We start from the raw sequence: 23,207 nt of genomic DNA, 5'->3' as shown, positions 1-23,207 counted from the left end.
GCAAACCGATGAATCTGACCGAACCCCGTGAACTGGCGCCCTTGCTTGAAGCTTTCCTGCTGGCCTCTGGAAAGCCACAGTCGATGGAGCGCCTGTTCGAACTCTTCGAAGAAGGCGAGCGGCCTGAGCCTGCCGTGTTCAAGAAAGCCCTGACGCTGCTGGGTAAATCCTGCGAAGGCCGGGCTTTCGAACTCAAGGAGGTAGCGTCCGGTTACCGCTTGCAGATCCGCGAAAAATTCGCCCCCTGGGTCGGGCGCCTGTGGGAGGAGCGGCCGCAGCGTTATTCCCGTGCGATGCTCGAAACCATGGCGCTGATCGCCTATCGCCAACCGATCACCCGGGGCGAGATCGAGGACGTGCGTGGCGTGGCGGTCAACAGCCACATCGTCAAGACCTTGCTGGAACGTGAGTGGATCCGCGTCGTCGGCTATCGTGACGTGCCGGGCAAGCCAGCGATGTTCGCCACCACCAAGGCGTTTCTCGATCACTTCAACCTGAAGAACCTCGACGACCTGCCGCCGCTGGCCGAACTGCGGGAACTGGAGCCCGAGCCGATGCTCGAATTCGACGACGCCCCGGTGCCCCAGGCCTTGCAGGAATTGGCCGACGCCAGCGCCGAGCCCGAAGAGCCGAAGGAAGAGACCAGTTTCCACTCGTTGCTGCTGGAGCTGGACACCATGGAGGAGGGCTTGAAGACCGACTTCGATGACCTGCTGCGTGACGCTCCTGGTCCTGAAGGTGAGTCGGATGAGCTGGCGGAGCCCGATAGCGCGGTGGAGCCCGAGCCTGAAGCGGAATGGGAACCTGAAGAAGACATCCTCGGCGTTGCCCAAGCCCGGGAAAAACTGCTGGCCGCCGTCGCCGCCCTTGAGCCGCCAGAACCCGAACTGAGCGACGAAGAAGCCGAAGCCCGCGCTCTGGCCGAAGCGATCGAAAACGAACGGCGCCAGTTCGACGACTGACACACCTCCTTCCCTTGTGGGAGCGAGCCTGCTCGCGAAAGCGTCAGCTCAGTCAACATGATTTTGACTGATACGCCGCCTTCGCGAGCAGGCTCGCTCCCACATTAACTGTTGGGTGAATCATGAGCTCCACCAAAGACCCCTGCATCAGCCTCTGCAAGTTCGACGAAGATATTTGCATCGGTTGCGGGCGCAGCAAGCGCGAGATCAAAGCCTGGAAAAAACTCGACAAGGACGACAAACGCGCCGTGCTGGCCGAAGCGGCGCTGCGCCTGATCAAGCTGGGTGCCACCGGTCGGCGGAAAAAGCGCTGAGCGCGTTTCCATCAGCTAGTCTCTGATGCGCGAATCCTTCAACGAGCGTATGATTCGCGACCCTTTGGCGATCCCTTCGCCGAAAGACCCGTTTTCAAAGTGTCAGGCCAAGCCTGACTCGACCACACCGGGAGGTGCCCAGAAATGAAAGACCTAGACCAGAACGACAGCCAGGAAATCGGCCCAGCAGGCGAGAAACTGCAAAAAGTCCTCGCCCGTATCGGCGTCGGTTCGCGCCGTGACGTGGAAGCCTGGATCACTCAGGGCCGCATCAAGGTCAACGGCAAAGACGCCACCTTGGGCCTGCGTGTCGACATGCACGACGCCATTACCATCGATGGCAAGGTGATCAAGCGCGAAGAGGCCGCCGAAACGGTGCGTCGCGTGATCATGTACAACAAGCCCGACGGCGAAATCTGCACCCGTGACGACCCGGAAGGCCGTCCGACCGTGTTCGACAAGATGCCGCGTCCGAAAGAAGGCCGCTGGATCAACATCGGTCGCCTGGACATCAACACCACCGGTTTGCTGATGTTCACCACTGACGGCGAGTTGGCCAACCGCCTGATGCACCCGTCCTACGAGATGGACCGCGAATACGCCGTGCGCGTGCGTGGCGAAGTCGATGACGAGATGATCGAGCGCCTCAAGGCCGGCGTCGTGCTGGAAGACGGCCCGGCGCGTTTCACCGATATCAAGCAGGCGCCGGGCGGTGAAGGTTTCAACCACTGGTACCACTGCGTGGTGATGGAAGGCCGTAACCGTGAAGTGCGGCGCTTGTGGGAATCCCAGGGCCTGGTGGTCAGCCGCCTGAAGCGCGTGCGTTTCGGCCCGGTGTTCCTCAACTCCGACCTGCCGATGGGCCGCTGGCGTGAAATGACCCAGCAGGAAGTCGACATCCTCGCAGCCGAAGTGGGCCTCAAGCCTGTCTCCATGCCGCAGATGACCGCCAAGAGCAAGGACAAGCTGGAGCGGATGCAGCGCAAATCCTCGCGTCCGATGGGCAAGACCGAGCGCGTGCGTACGCTGCGTCCGGCGGCCGATGGCGCAGCGACTGGCCCGCGTCCTTCACGTGAACCGCAGATCGAAGGCGAGCGTCCGGCCCGCAAGCCTGCGCCACGTCAGGACGGCGAGCGCGGCCCGCGTACACCACGTCCGGCCAACGGTCGTACCGAGCGCGGCGAAGGTCGCGGTGCTCCGGCGGGTCGTGGCACGCCGGTCGCCGATCGTCCGGCGGACACCAAGCGTCCGGCCAAGCCGGCGCCAAAAAAACGCCCGGGTATCATCCTGGCCGACCGTGACGCACCGTCGGGCAAGCGCCGTGGCGCGCCGGCAGGTTCGGGGCAGCGTCCGGGGTTTGGGCGTCGTAAGCCGGAGTGATACAACTGCGAGCTACAAGCTTCTAGCTGCAAGAAAAAACGCCAACCGTTGGGTTGGCGTTTTTTTTGGGTCTGGCTTCAGTGATGTGGTGCAGTCCAGTCCGCCTTCGCGAGCAGGCTCGCTCCCACATTTGACCTCATTGAATGCCCCTGTGGGAGCGAGCCTGCTCGCGAAGAGGCCAGCAATCCCACCGCTATTCAAAAGATTGTCCTTTCTTCTTGCCGCTTGAAGCTCGCCGTTCGAAGCTGCTTTTAAAGCACAAACCGCCCCTCAAACACCGGCTCCTTGTCCAGCGCAAGCACACCCCCTTCGAAAATCAGATCCAGGTGATGGCTACCCTTGGCCCCGCCACCGAGCCCCAGGTGCAAGCCGCAATGGCGCTCTTCGAAACCGGCATTGCGAGCGTACAGGCCCTTGACCCCTTCGTTGGTGCCGATGCCCAGTTCTTCGATGCGGCGGTTGGACGGGTTGGCGTCCAGGTACTTGTTGAAGTCATGCTCCAGGCCCGGTACGTCGGTGGCGATTTTCTGGATGGTGGAGTCTTCGATCCACAGCTCCAGCGGCGATTGCAACACGCCGTACTTGCGCGCGAAGGGAATCGTACTGAGAAACGTGCCGACAAATTTCACCCGGCCATTTATGGTGTCGCTGTGAGTGGCGATTTCGCCTGGGGCCAGGTCGTAGTTGCCGACGCCATTGATATCGGTCCACTTCTTGACGCTGTTCAGCGCCGTGTCGAAATACGAGCCGTGCTCATCTTCGAAGCTCAAGGTGGTGGCCTGGGACATGCGGCGGATGAGGTGGCTGTTGAGCCCGGCGATGCGTTGCGGAATGACGCTGAAGGTGTCGTAGAAATATTCGCCGTAATCCTTGAACAGCAGCGATTTCTTCCAGTTTTCCGCCATCACGCCTTGCAGCGCACGGACAAAGTCCGGGCCGTCGGGGCGGGGATTGGGCAGGGTCGAAGAGTCATAGAAAAAAATGTACAGGTCACTGTCGGCAATTGCCTGGGACAGGCGCTCCGAGGGTTCAAGATCCAAGCGCATGGCGCTGAACCTGAACGGTGAGCTGCTGCCGGCCTGTTCGGCAATCGCGCCGGTCAGGGCTTCGTAGTCGGCCGTGTGGCCGAGCAGCACCTTGGCGGGCTGGATGCCGGCCAGGGCGGGATGATGTTCGAGGTAGTAAAGGAAATGGGAGATGGCTCGTTGGGTGTCCATGCTTATTCTTCCTTGGCGATTGATGTGGCGTCCCTCGCGGTAAATGGCAGAGCCGACCGGCCGGATCAGCTCCGCCGGGTAGCGCTTACAGAGGCCACATCGCCGTGCCGAACGGCACAACGGCGTCGGCTTGCATCATTTCAACGGCGGCTTCATGGGTCGGTGCTTCGAACCATTCATCCAGTTGCAGTTCGGTTTCCAAGTCTTTGTCCAGTGCTTGCATAGTGAATCTCCTAGATGACTTTTGCGGAAAACGCGGGCCGATCCGGCGGGCAGAACCCAACTGAATCGGCACCGCAAAAACTCGCCGGCACGATGCCTGGGCAAGTGGCTGAAAACCTAGTCGAGGGTTTTTTGGAATGCAAAAAAATATTTTATTTTTTTCATTTGAACTTTCTGTTCTATTTTTTTAAGCGAATTTACCCGTTGAAAAACAGCTGGCTGAGGTGCTTTTTTTGATAGGTAGCTAGCTACCGTCAATTTTCAGTCAGCCTACGGAAAATTCCTGCATGGAAAGTTTACGTTACGGCTTGTAAAGGAATGCTGACGGTTTTGACCGGTCGAGCGAACCGGTATCGGCATTTGGGAGGGCTGTAAGAAAAAACTGCCGAGTGGCTCGGCTTGACGCGTTTTTTGATACTTCGCAGCGCTTGTTTCAAGGCCGCGGGAAGGGTCAGATGCGCGCCAGACCTCAAGTGCGGGGTGAGACGCTGGTCTGCTGGTGTCTGGCAGCGGGAGTAGTGCAGTGTACAATGCGCCGCGTTTTACTGTGACCCTTCGCGTACCCACGCACTTTCAAGGTTATCCGCCTTGTTCACTCCGCCACGCCACAAGCGTGTCGGGTCCGATTTCGTCACAGATAAAAACAAATAGGTGACGCATGACCGTTGTAGAAAATACGCATTCAGGCGAGCTGAAGCGCGGCCTGAAAAATCGCCACATCCAACTGATCGCCCTCGGTGGCGCGATCGGTACCGGGTTGTTCCTCGGCTCGGCGGGGGTGTTGAAATCAGCCGGCCCGTCGATGATCCTCGGCTACGCAATCTGCGGCTTCATCGCCTTCATGATCATGCGACAGTTGGGCGAAATGATTGTCGAAGAGCCGGTGGCCGGTTCCTTCAGTCACTTCGCGCACAAATACTGGGGCGGTTTCGCCGGATTCCTGTCGGGCTGGAACTGCTGGATCCTCTATATCCTGGTGGGCATGTCCGAGCTGACCGCCGTCGGCAAATACATCCATTACTGGGCGCCGGACATCCCGACCTGGGCCTCGGCGGCAGCGTTCTTCATCCTCATCAACGCGATCAACCTGGCCAACGTCAAAGTGTTTGGCGAGGCTGAGTTCTGGTTCGCGATCATCAAGGTCGTAGCGATCGTCGGCATGATCGCCCTGGGCAGTTACCTGCTGGTCAGTGGTAATGGCGGCCCACAGGCCTCGGTTACCAACCTGTGGTCCCACGGTGGGTTCTTCCCCAACGGCGTCAGCGGCCTGGTGATGGCCATGGCGATCATCATGTTCTCCTTCGGCGGCCTGGAGATGCTCGGTTTCACTGCTGCCGAAGCCGACAAGCCGAAAACCGTGATCCCCAAGGCCATCAACCAGGTGATCTACCGGATCCTGATTTTCTACATCGGTGCGCTGGTGGTGCTGCTCTCGCTGACACCATGGGACAGCCTGTTGACCACCCTCAACGCCTCTGGCGATGCCTATAGCGGCAGCCCGTTCGTGCAGGTGTTTTCGATGCTCGGCAGCAACACCGCGGCGCACATCCTCAACTTCGTGGTGCTCACCGCCGCGCTGTCGGTGTACAACAGCGGCACCTACTGCAACAGCCGCATGTTGCTGGGCATGGCCGAGCAGGGCGATGCGCCCAAGGCGCTGGCGAAAATCGACAAGCGTGGCGTGCCGGTGCGGTCGATCCTCGCTTCGGCGGCGATCACTCTGGTGGCGGTGCTGCTGAACTACCTGATCCCCCAGCATGCGCTGGAGTTGCTGATGTCGTTGGTGGTTGCCACTCTGGTGATCAACTGGGCGATGATCAGCTACTCGCACTTCAAGTTCCGCCAGCACATGAACCAGACTCGCCAGACACCGCTGTTCAAGGCGTTGTGGTACCCGTACGGCAACTACGTCTGCCTGGCGTTCGTGGTGTTCATCCTCGGCGTGATGCTGCTGATCCCGGGCATCCAGGTTTCGGTCTACGCGATTCCGGTGTGGGTGGTGTTCATGTGGGTCTGCTACGTGATCAAGAACAAGCGCAGTGCCCGGCATGAACTGGCCGTGGCGGCTGCCGCCAAGTAAGTTTTTCGCCAGTAAAACAGACCCGGCCAAGTGCCGGGTTTGTTGTTTCAAGAGCACACACAATCCCCCTGTGGGAGCGAGCCTGCTCGCGAAGGCGGCAGTACAGTCAATATCACTACAACTGACCCACCGCTTTCGCGAGCAGGCTCGCTCCCACATTGGTCCTGCAGTGTTCACAGGGTTTGTGTTCCCAACCATTCCCAAAGGGCAGGGGGGTGGATGAGGAATTCGCGGTATCCTGTGGAGCCTGACACCGGACGCTTTCCATGCTGGTCATTTCCAACACCGTGCACATCCCGGACGCCGAGATCGAGCTGACGGCCATCCGCGCCCAGGGCGCCGGCGGGCAGAACGTCAACAAGGTTTCCAGCGCCGTGCACTTGCGCTTCGACATCCCGGCCTCGTCGCTGCCCGAGTTCTACAAGGAGCGGCTGCTGGCCCTGCGCGACAGTCGCATCACCGGCGACGGCGTATTGATCATCAAGGCCCAGCAATACCGCACGCAGGAGCAGAACCGGGCCGATGCGCTGGAGCGCCTGGTCGAGCTGATCCTCAGTGCCACCAAGGTCGAAAAGAAGCGCCGCCCAACCAAGCCGACCCTGGGCTCGAAAAAACGCCGTCTCGAATCCAAGACCAAGCGCGGCTCGATCAAGGCCGGGCGCGGCAAGGTGGACTTCTAGTGCCTGTCCCGCTCCTCGCGATAGCGAGGGGCCTGGCGATACAGGTAGACACTCAATGCCAGCCCACCGAGGGCTGCCAGCGCGGCGAACAGAAAGATCGAGGCAAAGCCGAAACCCGCGGCAATCGCGCCGGCCAACGGACCGGTGATGCCCAGCGACAAATCGATAAACAGTGAATACGCGCCCACCGCCGCCCCACGGCTGGAGGCCGGTACCAGGTTGACCGCTTCCACCCCCAGCGCCGGGAACACCAGCGAGAACCCGAAACCACTCAACGCCGCCCCTGCCAGGGCCCACTGCGCATCCGGCGCCAGCCACAACAGCAGCAGGCCCAGGGTTTCCACCGAGAGGCAGGCGATCGCCACCCGGAAGCCACCGAGACGGTTGATCAGGTTGCCGAACAGCAAGCGTGCACCGATGAAACTCGCACCGAACAGGCTCAGGCAGAGCACGGCGCTATCCCAATGCCGGGTGGCGTAATACAGAGTGATGAAGGTGGCGATGGTGCCAAAACCGATGGAGCCCAGGGCCAAGCCGCAACCATGGGGCAGTACGCGCCCGAGCACATGCATGAATGGCAGGCGCTCGCCGGTGACGATCGGCGCTGCGGTTTTCGGCCAGGCCAGTGCCAGCCCGAGCACCGCCAGCAGGATGATACTGACGCCCATGCTCCACAGCCCCAGGGACTTGACCAGCCAGACCCCCAGCGGCGCGCCGATCGCCAATGCGCCGTAGCTGGCGATACCGTTCCAGGAAATCACCTTGGCGGTATTGGCCGCGCCGACCCGGCCGATGCCCCAGCCAATCGAGCCTGAACCCACCAGGCTTTCCGCGCTGCCCAGCACCAGGCGTCCGATCAACAGGCTGCTCAGGCTCAGGGCGGGCATGCCCGCGGTCCAGGCCGAGACCAGCATGAACACGCCGCTCAGGCCACATCCGGCCAGGCCGAACATGACCGCCCGTTTGCTGCCCAGGTTGTCGATGATGCGCCCCGCATAAGGCCGGCTGAGGAGGGTGGCCAGATACTGCACGCTGATGACCAGCCCGGCGATCACCGCGCCGAAGCCCAGCTCGCCATGAACGAAGCCGGGCAGTACGGCCAAGGGAATACCGATGTTCAGATAACCGATGAAGGTGAACAGGACGATGGAGACGACTTGCAGCGTGACCGCCAAGGGGCGCTGGGAATCTGGCATGGGTGAAAGGTCCACGGGGCAGCTGGATAGATAGGCTGCTTATGATAACGGCGACCGTGCGGGCGAAGCTTGGAAAAGTAGAACTATTTGCCGGACGGCGTCTCGCCAGGGGTTTTGCCAGCGACCAGATGCGTGGTGACGAGAGCGGCCAGGGCATTTTCTTCCGTGCCGAAGCGGGCCAGCAGGGCGGCTTGTTTCTCGGGGGAGAGACGGGTCCAGATGTCGACCATTTTCTCGGCGGTGTCGATCAGTACGCTGGCCTGGGCCGGGCTGAAGGAGGAGGTGTCGTCGGTCATGGTGCAGGGCTCGGATTCAGGCGGTGTGGAAAGCGCATCTTAGCGCTTTCCACACAGTCTGTTGGTGCGGGTGTATCAGTCTTCGCTGTCGGCCTGGCGGCGTTCAGTGGCTTGCGGCGGCTCGGGTTGCTGGGCGTCGGGTTGCCCCCCGGCTTGTAGCGTGGGCGTCTGCTCAGGTTCGTGCAGGCTTGGGAAGGGGAGATTCGGAATCTCGTGCATTTCGCGCTCCTCGCAAAGTCTGTTGATCGATCGGGTAGATCCGCGCTTGTACAAAGCGTGGGCAGGATACCCCAGAAGAAATGACAAAAAGACTTTTAAATCCCGCCGACGCGATAAAAGGACTTGTCTGGACAGGTCATGTTCACTCGGAGAAAAGACACCATTACCGGTGGTCGCCAAGGCTCAAGAACAGGGCATGCATGCCGATGGCATGCTATATCCCGCACGTTCAGTTGCGACAGTGGACCCTGGACACGGACGGTCCTTTTTGCCGAGAGATCGACTCCATGTTTTTACAGAAATCCCTGAAAGCCCAGATTCTGGCGTTGCTGAGCGGCAGCTTGCTGGCAATGCTGCTGATCGCCCTGGCGTCCTTCCATTTCCTTTCCGACGGCATCCAGCATTATCGCAACCTGATCGATGGCCCGTTGCGTGCGTCGCAATTGATCGACGAGGCCAACCTGCAATTCAAGGTCCAGGTCCAGGAATGGAAAAACGTGCTGCTGCGTGGCAAGCAGCCGGCGGACCTGGAGAAATACTGGAAGCAATTCGAAGACCGTCAGCGCGATGTCCAGGGCATCCTTGGCGACCTGATCAAACACGAGGGTGTTCCGGCGCAGATCAAGACGCGCATCGAACGCCTGCGAGGCGAACATGCCCAACTGGGCGCGGCCTATCAAAAGGGCCGTGATGCCTATGTTGCGGCGGGCGCCGACGCGGCGGCAGGTGATGCCGCGGTCAAGGGCGTGGACCGTGCGACCAGCGAGCAGATGAGCGAGCTGGTGGTCGAGCTGCATAAACTGGGCGATGAGCAGTCGGCGCTGATCAGTGCCGGTGCCGATCGCACGATCCTGCTGGGGACGGTGATCATGCTCGTCTCGGGAGTGCTGATCGGGTTGCTGAGTCTGTGGTTGGTCAACCGCAACCTGGTGCAGCCGATCCGTAAGCTGATCGAGTACGTGACTCAACTGAGCCGCGGGCGTTTCGCCGAGCGTGTCACCAGCACGCGCCAGGATGAGCTGGGCGACCTGGCCCTGGCGGCCAACACGCTGCGCGATTTCCTTGCCGAAACCTTCACCCGCCTGCAACGCAGTGCCACCGAGCTGGACAGTGCCAGCGGCGAGTTGAATGCCATTGCCAGCCTGATGAGCCAGGGCACCAGCGAGCAATTCGAGCGTACCGATCAGGTGGCGACGGCGATGAACGAGATGTCCGCCACCGCCCAGGAAGTTGCCCGCCATGCCGCCGATGCGGCGCGCGCTGCCGATGATGCCGATCATTCGGCGCAGCAGGGCGAGAAAGTGATGCAAGGCACGATTCACACCATCACGCAGATGCGTGGCGAAATTGCCAACACGGCCACGGTGATTCGTCGTCTGGAAGCCGACAGCGGGCGCATCGGCAAGGTATTGGAAGTGATCCGCGGGATCGCCGAACAGACCAACCTGCTGGCTCTCAACGCCGCCATCGAAGCCGCTCGGGCCGGTGAGGCGGGGCGTGGTTTTGCGGTGGTCGCCGATGAAGTACGCAGCCTGGCCCAACGCACGGCGTCGTCGATCATCGAGATCAATCAGATCATCCAGACCGTCCAGACCGGGGCGGTGGACGCAGCCCAAGCCATCGAAAGCGGGCAGTCGCGCAGTGAAGAAAGTGTCGAGCAGGTGACCCAGGCCGGCGAGATGCTCGAACGCATCACCCAGGCAGTCGAAGCGATTCGCGACATGAACCGCCAAATCGCCACGGCGGCGGAAGAGCAGACCTCGGTGGCCGAGGACATCTCGCGCAACCTGACGGAAATCACCTGCATCGCCAGCACCAACCTGGACAACGTGCAGCGCACCGAAGCGGCGAGCCGGGATCTGCACGGGTTGTCCGGGCAGTTGAATGAAGTCACGGCGCGGTTGAGTGCTTGAGTGCGTTGACCTGATGGGAATAGGCGTTGATGAACACTGTCTGGTCTGGGACATGATTGACACCTGTGGCGAGGGAGCTTGCTCCCGCTGGGCTGCGTAGCAGCCCCTTAGCCATTCAATGCGGTGCATCAGGGAAAAACTTACGACTGCTGCGCAGCCGAGCGGGAGCAAGCTCCCTCGCCACAAAAGCTCATACGAGCGGCAAACAGGGATCGATTCAATAATCACGGCGCTTGCGGAACGCCCAGCGTCCGGCGATCAACGTGAACGTCGCCACCAGTGCGACGAGAATCCAGAAGCCGTGGGCATCATCGGCCAGCGGCACGCCGCCGACATTCATGCCAAAAAAACCGGCAATGATGTTGATGGGCAACGCCAGCACCGTGACCACGGTCAGGGTGAACAATGTGCGGTTGCTCTGTTCATTGAGGTTGGCGGCGATTTCTTCCTGCAGCAATTTGATCCGCTCGCCCAACGCGGTGAGGTCGTTGATGATCAGGGCGAACTCCTCAGTGGATTTGCGCAGCTCCTTGACGTCTTCTTTCTGCAACCATTGTGGCGGGCGATTGAGCAGCCGCAGCAACGAACCCGGCTCCAATGCCAGCAGGCGTTGCAGGCGCACCAGTATCCGCCGTTGGCTACCCAGTTCGGCGCGGTTGTTGGACACCCGCGAGGACAGCAACTGGTCTTCTATCTGGTCAACGCTGAGGCTGGTTTTGCGCACGATCTGGGTCAGCACTTCGCCCTGGTCGCGCAGCAGATGCACGAGCAATTCCAGCGGCGAACGGAAGCACTCGCCAGCCTTGACCGACGAACGCAGCTTGTCCACCGAGTGCAATGGCTGCAGGCGTGCGCTGATTATCAGCCGACTGTGAACGCAAACCCACAACGTGGACACGTCCGAAGACACCAGGTTGCTGAGGTTGAATACCACATCGTTGACCACGGCCAGCAAGGCCGAGTCGACGTGCTCGATGCGGGTCGAGCGCGAGCCTTCGTGCAGGGCTTCGAAAAACTCCTCGGGCAAGGCCAGATGGTTTTTCATCCAGCGCTCGCAAGCGGCATGAGCCAGGTTCAGATGCAGCCAGAGGAATTCGTCGGCGTCCTCCGGTTGCTGCAGGCATCGCAGGGCCTGGGCCGAATCGATCTCTCGCCCGCGCTCGCCGGGGCGGAAGCGAAACCCGTAGAGCAGGCCGAACAGATCCGGATCGCGGTGGCTTTGATCGATGCTGTGATTCATGCGGGCTCGCTGGCGGGAGTGCCTGTCGTGGTGACGGCAGGTTCACTTGAGCGGCATCATTGCAGGGTTGTTTGAAGGTTTTGTGACGGTTGGACTGTGTCGGCGGGTCAGCAGCGGTTTACCATCGGATGCAAAAAAGCCGCGCAACCGGAAAGTTGCGCGGCTTCTTGGACGACTGATTAAGTGTCTTGTTTGTTGCTCAGGACTTTGCCGGTTGTTGCATCGAAATCAACGTCGAACTCTTTGCCATCGGCAGTTTTCAGTTCCACTTCATATTCGTAGCCGTTGAAGTGATTGTCCAGGTCGGTATCGGTGATGGTAGCGCCTGGGTGCAACTTCAGGGCTTCGGCATTCATCGATTCCAGCGACTTGATCTTGCCGTCCTTGACCAACTGAGGAATCTGGTCGATTCGTACATCAGCCTGGGCCAGGCCGGCGGTGAGGGTCAGGGCGGCAGCGGTGAACAGGGCAGTCAAAGTTTTCATATTGTCTTTCCTTGGTGTCGTTAAAGGTTGATTCGTTTAAGTGGGTTCAGATTATCTCTGGCAACTTAACTCACCCTTAATTCGGAAAACTTGCAGCGAATGCGCCGATCCGCTGCTGGCCATCAGTAACCGTTCTTCTGCAGAAGTTGCGTCACGCTGCCTGTTTCAGGGCGTTTGAAGTACTTGAGCAGTTCGCTGGCCCGGTTGGTGAATACACCATCCACGCCGGCATCCATGACTTTCTTGAAGTCCACTGGCTCATCCACCGTATAGACATGCACCAGCAAACCCTGGTCATGGGTGTACTGGTTCATCCAGGGTTTCACCAGATCCGCATAACTCTGGCTGCCGCCGTGGGTCAATGCTGCCGAAGGGCCGGTGCCGATGGCGCCCTGGGCCTTGGCGTACTGGACCCATTTTTCGAATTCGGCCTTGTCCTTGGGCTCCTGTTTCGCGTAGTAGACCGCCTTGTCGGTCTCGCCGGACTCGGCAAACGGCACCTTGGACTGGGGCTCGATATTGCCTTCGCCGATCCACAGCAACAGGATTTTCGGCACCTTGGGCATTTCCTTGTGCAGCAGTTCCAGGCTGCTCTTTTCGAAGGTCTGCAATACCACCTTGCCTTTGCCCTGGCCCACACCGAGGGCGCGCTTGGCCAGCTTGGAACCGGACGGGCTCAGCCAGCCACGGTCCTGGAGCTTGTCCTTGAGGTCGCGCTCGATGCCCGGGAACAGCTTCGGTTCCTTGGTTTCGATGTAAAGCCCCGGCTTCTGTTGCGGGTTGCCCTCGGCGATATTGATGACCTCATCCAGGGTCAGGATCTTCAGGCCGACAAACGCAGGACGCGCACGCTCCGGGTAGGCCGCGTTGAACCAGCTGCCGGCGTCCAGCGTCTTGAGTTCGGCCATGGTGAATTGGTTGGCGGTGCTGTCCTTGCGCTCGGGGAACTTGGTGGCGACATCGGTGGTGCGCAGCAGGCTATCGTCGTGCAGGACGAACAGCACGCCATCCTTGCTGCGTTGCAGGTCGAGCTCAAGATAATCAGCGCCCAGGTCACGGGCCAGCTTGTAGGCCGCGGCGGTGGACTCCGGCGCATCGAACGAGGCGCCGCGATGGGCGATGACCGCGGGATGGGGGATGCCCTGCTGGGTTGCCAGGGCCTTGGGACTTGGCACTTCGGCGGCGTGTGCCGGGCCGAAACCGAGCATCAGGCTCAACATCAACGCGCTACGGGTAAAGGTGACGGGCATGCTCGAGTTCCTTTCGTGGGGGCTGTAAAACCTCTCTTTTAACAATTGAACGCTGCGGACGCTATCGCCATACCGACATTGACCTATGCAAGAGGAATTTTCCCACGCATTTTCGAGTCGCTTTGAAGTACCCTTGGTCACCAGTTTCCCCGGTAGAGGGAAACCTCATTGTTCGCCTGCCTTGCGTGTAAACCATCGATCAGACGTCTCTCGGGACGCATCCATGAGGTTTACCATGCGCACCACTTCGACACTCATCTGCCAGGCCGCGGACCAGCTCAGGGGCTTCGTTGGCCTGAATCGCAAGACCGGCCATTACATCGTGCGTTTCAGCGAAGACTCCTTTGGCATGGACGTGGCCGCCGACGGCATCATCCCCACCTGCGAATTCGTCTGGACCCCTGCGGCAGATGGCGCCATGGCGCTCAAGCGCGAGCGAATCCAACTGCTGCTTGACCAGAACATCGACGACCGGATCAACCTTACCGAACCGCTGCGGGTGTACATGGCCCGCCAAGACTTGCCGGAAATCGTAGCGGTGCGGCAGTTGGTGGGAGGTTGAACCTCGCCACGATGTCCTTGTGGGAGCGAGCCTGCTCGCGAAGGCGTTGGATCAGTCAACATCGCGGTGGCTGACATACCGCCTTCGCGAGCAAGCTCGCTCCCACAGGGGATTTGGGTCGAGCCCGATATCTGGGTTCAATGAAGACCAATGTGGGAGCGAGCCTGCTCGCGAAAGCGTTGGGTCAGTCAACATCGCGGTGGCTGACATACCGCCTTCGCGAGCAGGCTCGCTCCCACAGGTTTTGTGTTTTGTTTCCTGGCATCAGGTTTAGCGTTGGAAGGCATAGTCCCGTTCGACCTTGCACACCCGCGTATGGCATTGGCTGTACCAGGTGGAGCGACCACGCTCACGGATCGCGCGGTGTTCCGGATGCTGCTTCCAGGCCAGGATGGCTGCTTCATCGCGCCAGTAGGACACGGTGATTCCCAGACCATCATCGCCACGGGCCGTTTCGACGCCCAGGAATCCGGGCTGCTCTCGGGCAAGGTTCAGCATGCGTTCGGCGGCTTCGGCGTAGCCTTGGTCCCCTTCGGTACGCAGGGAGGTGAAGATCACTGCGTAATAATGGCCGTTCATGGCATTTTCTTCGCGCAGGCTTCGACAAACGCTTTGACCAGCGGCGGCACCCGGCCTTCCAACGCGGCACGTTCAGGCTGGAACAGCGTTGCGACAAAAAAAGGATGATCGCGCAGCTCCACCGCTCGCAGGTCGCCGGCCGAATCCCGGGCTGCGGCTTGCAGGCGCTGGCCGAGCAAATCTTTTTCAAGGTCCGGATTGATCCCGAAACGGCAACGGTAGCCCTCAAACGCTGTCGGGCGGCCATACGCCTTGGCAATCAGCGAGTCTGCTTCGAACTGAAGGCTATCGACGGTTTCGATCAAGGCGCAGCTCAGCGGCGTCAGCAGTGCCCGTTCCACCTCTGGAGAGGTTTCGCCATGAACGGCGTTGGCCCAACCCAACACGTTGCGGGCATATTCCAGTACGGCATGCTGAAAACCACCGCAGGTGCCGAGGAAAGGGCGTCGCTGTTCGCGGGCAAAACGGGTGGCGTGCAAGGCCCCGCTTTCGTTCCGGTAAGGGCTGCCGGGCACGCACCAGATGCCATCGAAGTCCTCACGCAACGTGTCGTCGGCAATGAGATCGGTGGCCAGCCATTGGAAACCGATGTCACAGCCGGTTCGCTCGCCAGCCAGCTCAAGTGCGAGGGGGATCGCCCGGTGGGCGGTGATTTGCGGGTCATGATCGCCGATCAGGGCGATATGGATGGGACGCTGTTTTTCCATGAGAGTCTCGCCGCTTGTTGATTCCTGGTCGCCACTATAGATTGGCGTTCACGCAATCAATATTGGCATTCGCCTGACGCCCATTGGCGAGCCTTTGGCCGGGTATGACACGGCGCTCTGGTTGCTGACCCGGCCGGATTGCCGCGCGTTGCGCTCGGTGGTGACGCTGTTTGACGAGCTGGGGCGCAATCTGCGGCTGAACTGAGGTTCAGCGCTGGTAGCAGGCGAGGAACATGTCCAGTGCCGATTCGATCACCTGCGCCTGTTCATGGGGCGCCAGGCTTGGTTGGCCCATGGAGATCTGCGGCCAGAAAGCGAACGTCTTGATCAGCCCGTGCATCTGCTGGGCCGCAAATGCCGGGTCGACGGGTTTCAGCCGGCCATCGGCCTGGGCCATGCGAACCCAGACGGTCAGGCCTTCTTCACGCTCGCCCATGCGCGCAACCATGTCCTGGGCCCGCTCGGGGGAATGAATCGTGGCGGCGATGGCGATGCGCGCCAGGTCGAGGAAATTCTCGTCGGCCAGCATCTGCAGTTTGGCTTGGAGCAGCGTTCGCAGCTGATCGCGCAGTGGTGTTTGCGAATTGTAGGGCGTGAGCTGTTCCGCCGTGATGCTGTTCCACAACCGATTGAGAATCTCGGCGAACAGCTCTTCCTTGCTCGGGAAGTGGTTATACACCGTGCGCTTGGACACCCCCGCGGTCGCCGCGATCTTGTCCATGCTGGTGATCTCGAAGCCGCTGCTGCGGAATTCGGCAATCGCGGCCTGGAGAATAGCTTCGCGTTTTCGCTCGGTAAGGCGTTGCGGTACGGTCATGGGCACTCGTCGGCTGGAAAGGGAGAACTTACACTCGGCAGTTTACTTGCTCCCGGGATTCATGCAATCTAGAAACTACACCGTGCGGTGTAATTTATTTGCCAAACGGCTGAGCGTGTATGCAGCGGCCATCCAGCGTCCCACGACGGCGAAGCGCATCTGCGTTGACGCCCTTGGAGTTATCGCACCATGACCACTCCCTCGTTTCGCACCGACAACCCCTCATCACGGCATGAGCAAGGCAAGTTTCGCAATCATGCCTTCACTCCGCGCGAAGGATTCGGTACGACCCTGCGCGTCATCTGGAACATGATTTTTCACAAGCCGCGAACCACACGGCCCGCAGGCACCATCGAGGTCAAGCCGCTGACCCGGGACGCTCTGCTGGCCGCACCGAACCACAGCGTCTTCCGCCTCGGCCATTCCACGGTGCTGCTCAAGCTGCGAGACAAGTTCTGGCTGACCGATCCGGTGTTCGCCGAGCGTGCCTCACCCGTGCAGTGGGCCGGTCCGAAGCGTTTTCATCAGCCGCCCATCAGCCTGGAAGAATTGCCGCCGATCGAAGCGGTGATCCTGTCCCACGATCATTACGACCACCTCGATTATCAGGCCATCCTCAAGCTGGCGGCCAAGACTCGCCACTTCCTGGCGCCTCTTGGCGTCGGCGACACCCTGATCAAATGGGGCGTCGATGCCAGCAAGGTGCGTCAGCTGGATTGGTGGCAAGGCACCGAGGTGGACGATATCGAGTTCATCGCTACGCCATCCCAGCACTTTTCCGGACGTGGCCTGTTCGACAGCAACAGCACCTTATGGTCGTCCTGGGTCATGATCGACGGCGCCACGCGAATCTTCTTCAGTGGCGACACCGGTTACTTCGACGGTTTCAAACGCATCGGCGAGCAATACGGCCCCTTTGACCTGACGCTGATGGAAACCGGCGCCTATAACGTCGACTGGCCCCACGTCCACATGCAGCCGGAGCAGACCCTGCAAGCACATATCGACCTGAAGGGCCGCTGGCTGCTGCCGATCCACAACGGCACGTTCGACCTGGCGATGCACGCCTGGTATGAACCCTTCGATCGCATTCTGGCCCTGGCCTGGGAGCGCAACGTCAGCATCACCACGCCGCAAATGGGCGAGGCCTTCAACCTGGCGCAACCGCAACGGGGTCGCGCCTGGTGGCTGGACGTGGAGCCCTCGGTTTATCAGAACCAGACCGGCGTGGCGTGAGAGCAGGCCGCTACTCGATCATGGCGTAATCCGCCCGCTCCATCGGGTTGGGCGTCGCGCCCTTGATATTCATGCCGCGCCCAGGAGTGAAGCCGGGGAAAAACACCAGGCCTTCGGCCTCGAATCGAAACGCCAGGGCCAGCCGAGTGACATCGAGCAACTCGCCGCCCGCCTCGAAACGTCGGATGGCCTGGACCGAGACGCCGGATTCACGGGACAGCTCCTCGACACTCCACCCCAGCATGGCTCGGGCCTGTGCGCTGTGGGCAGGGGTGAATTGATAGACGGCGATGCGTTCCAGGGTGGTCTTGATTGCGAGAGAGGCCATGGGGGTGCTCCAAAGCTGTGGATTCAAAAATACTGTGTTTTTGTACAGTTGTTTTGATCCCGCTTCAATCTCATTTTCTTGATCAATGACCAACGGTCGTTTCCGGCCAGGTGCTCGGTGCGTGGCCTAGTACCCGACGAAACTCTTTGAGATTGCTGGTTGCATATGATCTGCTGAGCGATCAGGAATTGGCGGTTCTGGGCGAGGAGTTACGTGAAAGGATTTCTGAAGCTGATCGCCACCCTTCGAGATTGAATGGGCCGAAGACGCCTAGTATTTCCAGCATTTTCCGAGAGCCCAGATGTTGATCTTCAACTGCACCGAAGCGGCGAGCAACTTTTTCAGCCGTATGAGCAAAGGCAAGAAAATCACCCCGATGGAAAAACCACCATCGCCTGTTATCGACGACGATGAGGGGGGTGAGTTTGCCGAACAATGGCTCGTTCATGCGATCACTGTGCAGCGCAAACACGTGTTGTTCGTCATCCACGTACGAACCCGCTACTGCATGATTTTCGCCGATGCTAAAAAGGCTGACATCGAAGGTTTTATCCGGCGGTTTTCCGAACGATGGATAGATGGCCTGATGCGTCAGGCGGGGCTGCACGATCTTCTTGACTGGGTTGACGACGAACTGATGATGGAGCGTTTCCAGGAGAGCTGTCGCGAATACGTTTTTTACAGGCGCGGTCATCGCGGTGCGCAAAAGCACATCAACGAGATTTCCTGGACGTTCGAGGACTGCGCCGCTGAATGGGGCACGTTACCCTCTAATGAGGTCTCTGCAGGCCGCTTTGATGGCAGCATGAACGACGTCCCCAGAGGCAGTAAGGAATACAAGGGCTATCAGTACCCGGATGAAGAGATGATTGTTCACTGGTTGCGACGTTATGGCGGCCTGGATGAATCAGCGGCCCAGGCAGCACATGAGCGGCACATTGAAGTGAAACAGGAGATCTGGGCGTACGAACGCGAACTTGCCCGGGATACGCAATGAAACTGAAGGCCGGAAATTTGCTGCCCGAATCAAGGCCCTGGCTTTTTTAAAGTGACTCAGTCAGTCCGGGCGCCTCCCGAATAAGGAAGTGATCCAGGTTCTCGATATTGGCGCTGAACACCCCGAACGTTTGCTCGGGGTTCTTCTTGCTCGGCACCTGCTTCAACTCCGGCGTGACGCCATAAAAGAAACAGTACAACGGCGCATCACTGTCGATGGCGTGCTTGATCTCTTCCAGGAACGCCTTGCGCTTGCGGTAGTTATCGATCAGCTTCTTGCTCAGGTAGACGTTGACCGAATAAGGCTTCTTTTTTGCCTCGTCCGGCTGCTTGAACCAGACCTTCGCTTCGAAATCGATGCGAAAGCTTTGGGTGTAATCCTTGATCTCCTTGATCTTGCCCCAGTAGATCAGTCCCTTGTTATCCAGCAGAAAGTCGATCTTCTTGAAAAAGGAACTGTAAGGCGCGGTGTGCTCGCCAATCTTCAGCGGCATGCGTTTGAGCAGATCCTTGTTGTCGAAATTCGAGACGAAACACTCCACCGGGTGGGCGAAGACGCTGGTCTTGTCGGGTGTCGAGTCCTCGGCAGAATGGGCGTTTTCGCCGTGGGACGATGGGAGGTTCGACGTGGGCCGAGTCGCATTAACATCCTTCGGCTGATCCGACGGCTTGCGAATGTACTCACGCCGAGTCAGCAACAGCTCCGACGGGAAATGCTCTTCACGGCCGTCATCCGCTTCTGCCTCGCCACTCTCCAGCCCCAACCCTGGCGTCTTCGGACTGACATACGGGCAACCCTCGATATGCCGGGTAGTTGGCTGATTCTTGAAATGTGGCGTGCGGATGTAATTGACGTTCTTGGCGTTGAGCGTCGTCAGCCGATTCTCCTCATCGAACGCCGCCCGACACACATCGTTGGGGCACTGGAAGCGCTCGTTGGCCGAGTCGAATGCCATGGTCTCGTCGAAATTAAGATCCCGAACGTCATAGATCGAAAGCTTGGCATCGAGGCTCAGGCAGTAGGCAGTGTCGAATTTCATCGAGGCTCGGGTCCGTGAGAGGAAGTGTATTAATACCGAAGGACGCGGCGGGCTGCACCCAAAGTTTCAACACATCACAAAACTCTGTGGGAGCGAGCCTGCTTGCGATGCCCAATCCCCAATCCGACCATCAAGCCTTCCCTCTACTTGTGCCCTGACAGCAACCCGTGGCGAGGGAGCTTGCTCCCGCTGGGTTGCGAAGCAGCCCCAACCCAACGGAGTGTTAGTCACTCAACGACCAATCGACTAATTTTCTTATACAGCGATAAAGTGAATGCCTCTTTATCACTGGCAAGATGACAACGCCGATGGCAATTCGGGCATAGCGCGACCGCGTTAGTAATGCTGTCCGATCCGTTCTGAGCCAGATGTTTCACATGATGCACTTCAAGAAACAGCAAACCATCCACCTCGAACGGTGCTTTTTGACCGCAACCTTCGCAAACACCTTTAGCCAACTCAGCAACCCACGCCCAGACTTTGGGATCCCGAACGTAAGACGTCGTAGTCGTACTGACTTGTTGCGGGGTCGGGTTTCCTAACGGTTCGATCTTGAGCCCGTTCTTTTGCAGCTTGGCGGTCCGGCGGATCAACGTCTTTTGATCGGCGGTTGGAGCAGACTCGGCCGTCCCTGGCAGCACCTTATTGGTAAGCACCTTGCGGATTCGCTGAGCCACACCCGCACCAATATTCTTGGCGGGCATGTAGCCGTTGATTCGCCGCAACTCCATTTGCTCAAGGACCGCAGAGATATTGAAGATGGAGGCTATGACGGATGAAAACCGCCGGAATGTAAGCATCAGGCATGATGGGTCTCCGAGGTGCACGGAGAACAGAGCTGCGTTTTTGTGGGCATGACGACCTCTACGTTAGAAGGTTAGCGGCGCGAGCCCGACGTAGAGGATGTAAGAAATCCCAACCAGCTTCTTCTCCACACAGAAATGCAAATGTCCTTAGACAGTATGCGGTTCTATGTTCGGCGATTAGCTACTACGTTGGGCGTTTCTTAGGCACCTGCGACTAAGATAGGTAACGAGGCGATACTGCGTCAATACGGAACGATTCTGAGTTTTGCGTAGGGCAAAAGACAGCGTTACAGTCTCAGAGCTAAACGCAGTTTTGCTCCCATAGAAAACTAAAAACCCCGTTTTCACGGGGCTTTTAATTAAATGCTGATGTTGCAACGAGGACTAGGAATCAATCCCAGCTCAAAGCCCCACCCGTCTGATACTCAATCACGCGCGTCTCAAAGAAGTTCTTCTCTTTCTTCAAGTCCATGATCTCGCTCATCCAAGGGAACGGGTTGGTCGTCCCTGGGTACTCTTCCTTCAGGCCAATCTGCGACAGGCGACGGTTGGCGATGAACTTGAGGTAGTCCTCCATCATCGCCGCGTTCATGCCCAGTACGCCGCGAGGCATAGTGTCGCGGGCGTATTCGATTTCCAGTTGGGTCCCTTGCAGGATCATCTGGGTTGCTTCTTCCTTCATTTCGGCGTCCCACAGGTGTGGGTTTTCGATCTTGATCTGGTTGATCACGTCGATGCCGAAGTTCAGGTGCATGGATTCGTCGCGCAGGATGTACTGGAACTGCTCGGCGACGCCGGTCATTTTGTTGCGGCGGCCCATGGAGAGTATCTGGGTGAAGCCGCAGTAGAAGAAGATGCCTTCCAGGACGCAGTAGTAGGCGATCAGGTTGCGCAGCAACTCTTTATCGGTTTCCGGGGTGCCGGTTTCGAACTTCGGATCGGAGATCGAACGGGTGTATTTCAGGCCCCAGGCGGCTTTTTTCGCGACCGACGGGATCTCATGGTACATGTTGAAGATTTCGCCTTCATCCATGGCCAGCGATTCGATGCAGTACTGGTAGGCGTGGGTGTGGATCGCCTCTTCGAAGGCCTGGCGCAGGATGTACTGGCGGCACTCCGGGTTGGTGATCAGGCGGTACACGGCCAGGACCAGGTTGTTGGCAACCAGGGAGTCGGCGGTGGAGAAGAAGCCCAGGTTGCGCATGACGATGCGGCGTTCGTCGTCGGTCAGGCCTTCCGGGTTTTTCCAGAGGGCGATGTCGGCGGTCATGTTGACTTCTTGCGGCATCCAGTGGTTTGCGCAGCCGTCCAGGTACTTCTGCCAGGCCCAGTCGTATTTGAAAGGCACGAGCTGGTTGAGGTCGGCGCGGCAGTTGATCATGCGCTTTTCATCGACGGCGACACGGGCGGAGGCGCCTTCGAGTTCGGCGAGGCCTTCGGCGACGTCGAGTTTGTCGAGGGCGGCCTTGGCGCGAATGATCGCGGCCGAGTCGCTGGCCGTCACGGCGCGGGCTTCGAGCGCGGCGGCACCGCCGGCGCTGTCGAGGCGGTCCATGTTGGCTTCAGAAGCGTGGCCGGCGTTGGCGCCTTTTACCGCGACTTCGCCGTCGTCTTCTTTGTCGAATTCGTCCCAGCTCAGCATGACGTGTCGTCTCCTGCGTGAGGGCCAGATGCCCATTGAAAGGCCTACTGGCCGCGGTGGATCTTGGAAAGTCGTTTGTTGCAGCAGCTGACGCAGGCAATAAACAGAAAAATGTACGGGTTGTACTGAAGCGGCTTGCACGCATCGGCATGGTCGGCCGTTACGCAGGCTTCAGGTTGGCTTTGATCCCTGTAAGGGGATATTGCAGGCCCGTTTAAGGCGGCATTATAAGGACTTTTTTGCCTACGTGGTGCGGCGAAATAGCTCACAGAAGAGGTCGCGGGGGGCATACCCGCATGGGAGCGAGGGTTTACAAGGCTTTGGCCGTTGAAGATTTTTTTTGCATGGATCGGATGGCGGGCTTTTTTGCTCAGAAAATGATCGATTTTTGCCGTTTTGCACTACATGTTGTGTTTGCTGGCGGTTTTTGGTGGCTCCAGACACAACCAGGCCCGATCGAAATCGGGCCCTGAGAACTATCAGTTGTGATCAGCCGTTGGAGCAGCCGGTGCCCATGACGCTGTAGCGCATGATGTGGCGCTGGCCCTTGGAATCTTCATATTCCATTTTTGCCGGGACCACTTCGCAGACATTCGGGATGGTGCTCATGGAAATGACTTTGGCGATGTCCAGGTGGGTGGAGTAGGTGTACTCCTCGATCGCCGGTTTTTGCTGTGCGACATCGGTCGGGGCCTCATCCGCCATGGCGGTGGCGCAAAGGCTGCCAAGGACCAGAACCCATAAAGCTTTCATCTGTATTTCACCTTTCTTGAGGTCGAGTGGGGTCACGCAGACTTTTTGAGGCTGCGTGTGGAGCAAGTGTTGGAAGTTGGATCAACGGCCTTCGTGGGGGCTGTGTTGCGTCAATCGGGTTTGCCGGTTGGCGGGGTTGATTTTAGGAGGCGAGGGGAGGGGTAAACAGACTTGGTTTTGATAAACACTGTTGGTTGATCTGGTAACAATCGGCTGATTACCCGTTGGACTGATGTTGGCTCACCAGGGCGCCTTCGCGAGCAGGCTCGCTCCCACATGAAGATATC

25 protein-coding genes and 1 pseudogene are annotated in these 23,207 nt (G+C 59.2%); 10 read left to right on the top strand and 16 right to left on the bottom strand.

Features of this window, described 5'->3' with window-relative positions; genetic code table 11:
- Positions 1–8: 8 nt before the first annotated feature.
- The 3 genes from scpB to rluB all read left to right on the top strand — a co-directional run bounded on the left by scpB (position 9) and on the right by rluB (position 2,656).
- Complete coding sequence (scpB, locus tag M1E16_RS20995; protein WP_434628903.1) at positions 9–962, top strand: SMC-Scp complex subunit ScpB; 954 nt, start codon at positions 9–11, stop codon at positions 960–962.
- Between the two features lie 122 nt (positions 963–1,084).
- Complete coding sequence (locus tag M1E16_RS20990) at positions 1,085–1,276, top strand: DUF1289 domain-containing protein (protein ID WP_305499277.1); 192 nt, start codon at positions 1,085–1,087, stop codon at positions 1,274–1,276.
- Positions 1,277–1,420: 144 nt separating this feature from the next.
- Positions 1,421–2,656: a 23S rRNA pseudouridine(2605) synthase RluB gene (rluB, locus tag M1E16_RS20985; RefSeq protein ID WP_305499278.1), complete on the top strand. Its 1,236-nt coding sequence runs from the start codon at positions 1,421–1,423 to the stop codon at positions 2,654–2,656.
- Between the two features lie 251 nt (positions 2,657–2,907).
- Here rluB and M1E16_RS20980 read toward each other — a convergent pair whose 3' ends face one another.
- Together M1E16_RS20980 and M1E16_RS20975 are read right to left on the bottom strand one after the other, a co-directional pair.
- The gene (locus M1E16_RS20980; RefSeq protein ID WP_458128285.1) at positions 2,908–3,873 is read right to left on the bottom strand and encodes a leucyl aminopeptidase; all 966 of its coding nucleotides are present in this window, start codon (positions 3,871–3,873) and stop codon (positions 2,908–2,910) included.
- A gap of 85 nt (positions 3,874–3,958) precedes the next feature.
- Positions 3,959–4,096: a hypothetical protein gene (locus M1E16_RS20975; protein ID WP_003178782.1), complete on the bottom strand. Its 138-nt coding sequence runs from the start codon at positions 4,094–4,096 to the stop codon at positions 3,959–3,961.
- Between the two features lie 657 nt (positions 4,097–4,753).
- Between M1E16_RS20975 and M1E16_RS20970 the strand changes: the two genes are divergently transcribed.
- The gene (locus M1E16_RS20970; RefSeq protein ID WP_305499280.1) at positions 4,754–6,175 is read left to right on the top strand and encodes an amino acid permease; all 1,422 of its coding nucleotides are present in this window, start codon (positions 4,754–4,756) and stop codon (positions 6,173–6,175) included.
- Positions 6,176–6,441: 266 nt separating this feature from the next.
- Positions 6,442–6,855 carry an alternative ribosome rescue aminoacyl-tRNA hydrolase ArfB gene (gene arfB / locus M1E16_RS20965; RefSeq protein ID WP_030142489.1) on the top strand — a complete coding sequence of 138 codons (414 nt, stop codon included), beginning with the start codon at positions 6,442–6,444 and terminating at the stop codon, positions 6,853–6,855.
- Here the strand turns inward: arfB and M1E16_RS20960 are convergent.
- From M1E16_RS20960 to M1E16_RS20950, 3 genes are all read right to left on the bottom strand, one after another.
- Complete coding sequence (locus M1E16_RS20960) at positions 6,852–8,051, bottom strand: MFS transporter (protein WP_458128284.1); 1,200 nt, start codon at positions 8,049–8,051, stop codon at positions 6,852–6,854. The two genes, arfB and M1E16_RS20960, sit on opposite strands and share 4 nt — an antisense overlap.
- A gap of 83 nt (positions 8,052–8,134) precedes the next feature.
- A complete protein-coding gene (locus tag M1E16_RS20955; RefSeq protein ID WP_305499285.1) occupies positions 8,135–8,347 on the bottom strand; it encodes a hypothetical protein in 213 nt (70 codons plus the stop codon).
- 75 nt (positions 8,348–8,422) lie between these two features.
- Positions 8,423–8,566, bottom strand: a complete 144-nt coding sequence (locus M1E16_RS20950) for a hypothetical protein (RefSeq protein WP_305499286.1) — start codon at positions 8,564–8,566, stop codon at positions 8,423–8,425.
- A 287-nt stretch (positions 8,567–8,853) separates the two neighbouring features.
- Between M1E16_RS20950 and M1E16_RS20945 the strand changes: the two genes are divergently transcribed.
- Positions 8,854–10,479, top strand: a complete 1,626-nt coding sequence (locus tag M1E16_RS20945; protein WP_458128283.1) for a methyl-accepting chemotaxis protein — start codon at positions 8,854–8,856, stop codon at positions 10,477–10,479.
- Positions 10,480–10,696: 217 nt separating this feature from the next.
- On the opposite strand, the gene M1E16_RS20940 is transcribed toward M1E16_RS20945, so the two are convergent.
- From M1E16_RS20940 to M1E16_RS20930, 3 genes are all read right to left on the bottom strand, one after another.
- On the bottom strand, positions 10,697–11,719 hold the full coding sequence (locus M1E16_RS20940) for a transporter (protein ID WP_305499288.1): 1,023 nt from the start codon (positions 11,717–11,719) through the stop codon (positions 10,697–10,699).
- A gap of 179 nt (positions 11,720–11,898) precedes the next feature.
- Positions 11,899–12,204 carry a PepSY domain-containing protein gene (locus M1E16_RS20935; RefSeq protein WP_030142484.1) on the bottom strand — a complete coding sequence of 102 codons (306 nt, stop codon included), beginning with the start codon at positions 12,202–12,204 and terminating at the stop codon, positions 11,899–11,901.
- A 122-nt stretch (positions 12,205–12,326) separates the two neighbouring features.
- Positions 12,327–13,454 (bottom strand): glycerophosphodiester phosphodiesterase, encoded by a 1,128-nt coding sequence (locus M1E16_RS20930; protein ID WP_458128282.1) that lies wholly within the window; start codon positions 13,452–13,454, stop codon positions 12,327–12,329.
- Positions 13,455–13,689: 235 nt separating this feature from the next.
- Here M1E16_RS20930 and M1E16_RS20925 point away from each other — a divergent pair, with 235 nt between their 5' ends.
- Positions 13,690–14,016, top strand: coding sequence for a DUF2025 family protein (locus tag M1E16_RS20925; RefSeq protein ID WP_458128281.1), 327 nt, complete (start codon positions 13,690–13,692; stop codon positions 14,014–14,016).
- 270 nt (positions 14,017–14,286) lie between these two features.
- Here M1E16_RS20925 and M1E16_RS20920 read toward each other — a convergent pair whose 3' ends face one another.
- Both M1E16_RS20920 and M1E16_RS20915 read right to left on the bottom strand, forming a co-directional pair.
- Positions 14,287–14,595 carry an antibiotic biosynthesis monooxygenase family protein gene (locus M1E16_RS20920; RefSeq protein WP_458128280.1) on the bottom strand — a complete coding sequence of 103 codons (309 nt, stop codon included), beginning with the start codon at positions 14,593–14,595 and terminating at the stop codon, positions 14,287–14,289.
- Positions 14,592–15,302, bottom strand: coding sequence for a CTP synthase C-terminal region-related (seleno)protein (locus M1E16_RS20915; RefSeq protein ID WP_458128279.1), 711 nt, complete (start codon positions 15,300–15,302; stop codon positions 14,592–14,594). Before M1E16_RS20915 ends, M1E16_RS20920 begins: the two co-directional genes overlap by 4 nt.
- A 100-nt stretch (positions 15,303–15,402) precedes the next feature.
- Here M1E16_RS20915 and M1E16_RS20910 point away from each other — a divergent pair.
- Positions 15,403–15,507 (top strand): annotated as a pseudogene (locus M1E16_RS20910) (LysR family transcriptional regulator); the annotation flags it as partial.
- Between the two features lie 3 nt (positions 15,508–15,510).
- Here M1E16_RS20910 and M1E16_RS20905 read toward each other — a convergent pair.
- Positions 15,511–16,119 (bottom strand): TetR/AcrR family transcriptional regulator, encoded by a 609-nt coding sequence (locus tag M1E16_RS20905; protein WP_434572330.1) that lies wholly within the window; start codon positions 16,117–16,119, stop codon positions 15,511–15,513.
- A 189-nt stretch (positions 16,120–16,308) separates the two neighbouring features.
- Here M1E16_RS20905 and M1E16_RS20900 point away from each other — a divergent pair, with 189 nt between their 5' ends.
- A complete protein-coding gene (locus tag M1E16_RS20900; protein WP_434698698.1) occupies positions 16,309–17,355 on the top strand; it encodes an MBL fold metallo-hydrolase in 1,047 nt (348 codons plus the stop codon).
- Between the two features lie 10 nt (positions 17,356–17,365).
- Here M1E16_RS20900 and M1E16_RS20895 read toward each other — a convergent pair whose 3' ends face one another.
- Positions 17,366–17,683, bottom strand: a complete 318-nt coding sequence (locus tag M1E16_RS20895; RefSeq protein WP_305499305.1) for a helix-turn-helix domain-containing protein — start codon at positions 17,681–17,683, stop codon at positions 17,366–17,368.
- A 301-nt stretch (positions 17,684–17,984) separates the two neighbouring features.
- Here M1E16_RS20895 and M1E16_RS20890 point away from each other — a divergent pair, with 301 nt between their 5' ends.
- Positions 17,985–18,680, top strand: a complete 696-nt coding sequence (locus tag M1E16_RS20890; RefSeq protein ID WP_458128278.1) for a DUF6933 domain-containing protein — start codon at positions 17,985–17,987, stop codon at positions 18,678–18,680.
- A 46-nt stretch (positions 18,681–18,726) separates the two neighbouring features.
- Here M1E16_RS20890 and M1E16_RS20885 read toward each other — a convergent pair whose 3' ends face one another.
- The 4 genes from M1E16_RS20885 to M1E16_RS20870 form a co-directional block, all read right to left on the bottom strand.
- The gene (locus tag M1E16_RS20885; RefSeq protein WP_458128277.1) at positions 18,727–19,719 is read right to left on the bottom strand and encodes a hypothetical protein; all 993 of its coding nucleotides are present in this window, start codon (positions 19,717–19,719) and stop codon (positions 18,727–18,729) included.
- 227 nt (positions 19,720–19,946) lie between these two features.
- Positions 19,947–20,423, bottom strand: coding sequence for an HNH endonuclease (locus tag M1E16_RS20880; protein ID WP_458128276.1), 477 nt, complete (start codon positions 20,421–20,423; stop codon positions 19,947–19,949).
- Between the two features lie 493 nt (positions 20,424–20,916).
- Positions 20,917–22,167, bottom strand: a complete 1,251-nt coding sequence (locus M1E16_RS20875; RefSeq protein ID WP_305499322.1) for a ribonucleotide-diphosphate reductase subunit beta — start codon at positions 22,165–22,167, stop codon at positions 20,917–20,919.
- A 489-nt stretch (positions 22,168–22,656) separates the two neighbouring features.
- Complete coding sequence (locus M1E16_RS20870; protein WP_305499325.1) at positions 22,657–22,920, bottom strand: DUF2790 domain-containing protein; 264 nt, start codon at positions 22,918–22,920, stop codon at positions 22,657–22,659.
- Between the last annotated feature and the right edge of the window lie 287 nt (positions 22,921–23,207).

The sequence above is a fragment of the Pseudomonas sp. Z2-11 genome (assembly GCF_054161305.1).
The sequence above is the reverse complement of the archived record's forward strand: the minus strand, read 5'-3'. Positions and strand labels throughout refer to the sequence as shown.